This window comes from Limisphaerales bacterium (assembly GCA_014382585.1).
In the GTDB taxonomy this organism is placed as follows: domain Bacteria; phylum Verrucomicrobiota; class Verrucomicrobiia; order Limisphaerales; family UBA1100; genus JACNJL01.
The window spans coordinates 1-4285 of sequence record JACNJL010000006.1; the positions used below are offsets into that span (position 1 = coordinate 1).

General features: G+C 57.2%; 2 protein-coding genes. Both read left to right on the plus strand.

What is annotated here, in order from left to right:
* Window positions 1-271: 271 nt before the first annotated feature.
* Complete coding sequence (locus H8E27_00045) at window positions 272-2818, plus strand: DUF1592 domain-containing protein (protein MBC8324010.1); 2547 nt, start codon at window positions 272-274, stop codon at window positions 2816-2818.
* Window positions 2819-2828: 10 nt separating this feature from the next.
* On the plus strand, window positions 2829-4139 hold the full coding sequence (locus tag H8E27_00050; GenBank protein ID MBC8324011.1) for a DUF1552 domain-containing protein: 1311 nt from the start codon (window positions 2829-2831) through the stop codon (window positions 4137-4139).
* Window positions 4140-4285 lie beyond the last annotated feature (146 nt).

Consider the following 4285-nt stretch of genomic DNA (forward strand, 5'->3'; position numbering starts at 1 on the left):
GCAAAGCCAATGCCCCACCCAAGCCTTTCAAAAACGTACGTCGATTGGCGGTCATTTCTAGCGGCTACGGTGGCAACGATCCGGCGGTTTTTCAAGAACGGAACCGTCGCCGGTTTCACAAATGCTATTGAAGGAATGGCACTGCTACTTCCCAGAGACCGGCGATTCCAGTAAGTGCCGAGCTTCGGGGAGTTCCTTGCTTTTGATGAGTTGCTGCGGTACAAGTCGGTTTTGGAGGAGGATGATGTTGCGCTCCACATGGATACTGATCTTGGCTGCAGTCGTACCGAATTTATTCGGGCAGGATTCGGCGGTGGCATTTGAGAAGGGGATACGGCCGTTTCTGGCCAAATATTGTGTGAGTTGTCACGGGCCGGATAAGCAAAAGGCCAAGCTGCGACTGGATATACTGGATGCCGACCTGCTGAATGGCGACGAGGCGGATATGTGGCAGGAGGTGCTGGATCTGGTCAACGTGAGCGAGATGCCGCCCGAAGAGGCGAAGGCCCAGCCCACGCCCCAGGAACGGCAGGCGGCGGTGGCCCTGTTGACGGGGGAGTTTCGTAAGGTGTTGGAGGCGCGGCGATCGACCGGCGGCCGCAATGTGCTGCGTCGGCTCACGGCTTACGAGTACAACAATACGCTGCGCGATCTGTTGGATTTGGATTTGCAATTTGCCACGGATCTTCCACCGGAAGGAGTGGCGAAGGAAGGGTTTAAAAACAACAGCTCGGTGCTAGGAACTTCGGCGTTGCACATTGAATATTTCGAACGCATCGCTCGGGGCGCCTTGGGACGCGTTTTATTGGCGCCGAAGGAAAAGCCGCCGGCGTACGTGGTGCGGATTGAACCGGAACGGGCGTTCAAGAAAGCGCCGGACCCCAAGAAGCCCAATAATCGCAACCGGGGAAGAGGCGGCGCGTCGTATAATTTGCAGCCGCTGGTCGGCGGGAAGCCGCAATTCAAAGGCTTGTTCAAGTTGGATTTCGGCGAGGTGTTGCCCGATGGCACGGGCGTGTTATTGGCGGGAAACCGGCCGGCCGATCCGGTGAATGCGCCGTTTGCCGCGGATCGAAAAATTGGCGGCGCGCTGGGCGCTGGTCGGTCCGGGTATCAACCGGAGTTTCGCGCGGAAATTTATGAGATCCCGCATGACGCGCCGGTGCGCGTGAAGATTCATGCCGCGGCGATTCCGGGCAAAGGAAACACGTTTCCGCGGTTGTCGTTTGAACTGGGCTCCTTCCGGGGCAACGGGGTTTCTGATCAGAAAGAAGGCGGCAACATCGAGGTGCGCTCGCAGGAATTGCAGACGTACGAGTTCATCGTGCACGGCGCGAATTTTCCATTTCAATCCAACAAACCGGGCCGGCCCTCGTATTTCCGCATCTTCAATGATTTCCGCCGGGGCACCAGCGACTTGGCATACGAGAATCTGCCCAAGCTGGTCATCGATTGGGTGGAGATTGAGAGTAACCATTTTCCCGAATGGCCGACGGCGCAGAACCGGGCGATCCTCATCGACTCGCCGCATCGCGACAATGAGCAGGCGTACGTGCGGGATATTCTGCGACATTTCATGAAGCGGGCGTATCGCCGGCCGGTAGCGGATCACGAAGTGGAACGGAAGGCGGTGTTGTTCGAGAAACTGCGACCGACGCATGCGTCCTTTGAGCACGCCTTGGTGTCCACCCTCACGGCGGTGTTGTGTTCCTCCAATTTTCTGTTGGTCGCCGAACCGGCCCCGGAACCGATTGTCGGGGAAGCGCCCGTCGTCAAGCGGTCGCTAAACGAGTACGAACTGGCCTCGAGGCTGTCTTATTTTCTGTGGAGTACCATGCCGGACGCCCCCTTGTTTGCGCTGGCCGAGCAGAGGCAACTTGGGAAACCGTCGGTGCTGCGCGAGCAGGTGCGGCGGATGCTCAAGGATCCGAAGGCCAACGCGTTCTCCAAGAATTTTGCCGCGCAATGGCTGGACTTGGCCGGGATCCGGCGGTTGGCGGTGAATCCGGAATACTTCGTATTCGAGGAAACAACGAAAGATCTATTCGAGGAGGAGACCGTTCGGTTTCTGCACCATGTCCTGGCCGAAAATCTCAGCATCGATAATTTCATTCACTCAGATTTCGTGGTCCTCAACCATAAGTTGGCCAAGCATTATCGTATCCCTGGAATTGGCGGCGGCTTTCAGGTGCGCCAACTGGGGCCGGAGCACCGGCGCGGCGGATTCCTGACGCAGGCGAGCATGCTCTTTGGTAATTCCACCGGCTCGGAAACGCATCCGATTCGCCGAGGTATGTGGGTGCTTGAACGCATGCTCGATGATCCTCCGCCTCCTCCGCCACCCAATGTACCCGACCTTGCGGAGCCCGAAGCGCAGGATGAGACGGGCTTGTCGTTAAAGGAACGGCTGGTGGCGCACACCAATGTACAGAGCTGCCGGGATTGCCACAGCAAGATTGATCCGTGGGGAGTGGCGTTTGAGAATTACAATGCACTGGGCCAATGGCGCGAAGGAGCGCGCGATCCCAATGTGAAGACGGCGCACCAGAACGTGTCGATCGACCCCACTACACAACTCCGCAACGGCCGGAAAATTCAGCACTTGGGCGATCTGAAGCAGTACATTTTAACGGAGAAAAAAGAGCAGTACCGGCGCGCTGTGGTCAGCAAGGCGCTGGCCTATGCGTTGGGCCGTTATCTGGATTTCCGGGATCGCCCCGCGGTCGATGCCATCTGTAATACGCTTGAGAAAAACGAGGATACGTTCCAGACTCTGCTGGAGCAGATCGTTCTGGCGGAGCCTTTTTTAACCAAATAACTTTTACGGTATGAAACAAAAATCCTGGCATCTGGATCGGAGAACCCTGTTGAAATCGATGGGCGTCACCATGGCCTTGCCGTGGCTGGAATGCATGAGTTGGGGCGCCAACAATCCGGTGGCGCGGAAGCGCTTCTTCGGTGGCTTCTTTGCCTACGGCGTGCCGATGCCCGCGGATGATGCGCCCGATCGCCTGGAGAACGGCTGGTTTCCGGTCGGCACCGGCAAAGACTACGTCGCGCCGGAGATGCACAAGAGCATCATGCCGATGCGGGATAAGATTACGTTTCTATCCGGGCTGTCGCATCCCTCCATGCGAACCACCTCCGCCCATAAGGGCGCGGATTATTTTCTGACCGGCGCCAATATTCTCAAGACGTACGACAAACAAACCATCTCGATCGATCAACACGTAGCCCAATCGCTCGGGCAAGACACGCGCTTTCAATCGATGGTGTTGTCCTCCTTTGGCGGAGTGAACCGACCGTACCGTTCCTCGACCTTGTCCTTTGACCGGGCGGGGCGACCGATTCCGGCATTGAATAATCCGGCTGAAATTTTCCGCCGCATGTTCGGAGCCCCCACGGCGGCTGAACGCAATGCACTCGCTAGTCGCGGCAGTGTGATTGATGAAATACTCAGTGAAGCCAAGGATTTGAACCGCCGGCTGGGTACCAGTGATCGGCGGAAGATGGACGAGTATTTATCCTCCGTGCGTGAGGTGGAAAAGATGACCGAACGCGCCGTTCAATGGCAGGGCACGCCCAAGGCCAAGGTGGATGCCAAGAGTCTTGATTTGTCCGTGAATGTTACGGCCCCGCGCGAATACCTCACGGCGATGTACGATCTCATGGCGTTGGCATTCCGAACTGACACCACGCGCGTGGCCTCGTTCCAGACGGCCTGCGAAGAGGGCGGGTTGACCGATCGGTTTCCGTCCGCGCTCGGTCTGGGGAATTCCTCCCACAAACTGTCGCACGAAAAGAAAAACTACGGCGACGTGGCCAAGTACATTGCGTTCCTCAACGAGATGCACGCGAACTTCATTAAGAAGCTCGATTCGATTCAGGAAGGCAACAGCACGCTACTGGACAACACGCTGTGTTTCTACGGCTGCGCCACCAGTAAGACCCATCGGGCCACCAATTACCCCATCATTCTCAGTGGCGGGAAAAACATGGGCTTCACGCACGGGTCGCACTTGAATTACAGCGACTCGATTCCGCTTTCGAACCTGTTTGTCACCATCTCCAATCAATTGTCCCGACCGACCGAACGATTCGCCGACAGCACGGCGGATATCACCGAAGTGTTGGGGTAGTTTGGGACTCGGCCGAGGCCGGGATTAGGCAAAGGAGGCGTTGTCCGAGAAGTAGGAAAGAAAGCGACGGCCGGCGGGTTTACCAATGCCTGGCCCGTGGCAACGGATGCAGTAAGTCTCTAAAAAAGGCGCCAGTTTCTTTTTGG

Coding starts and splice junctions, on each gene's coding strand:
- H8E27_00050 (MBC8324011.1), top strand. CDS start 2,829: ATGAAACAAAAATCCTGGCATCTGGATCGGAGAACCCTGTTGAAATCG.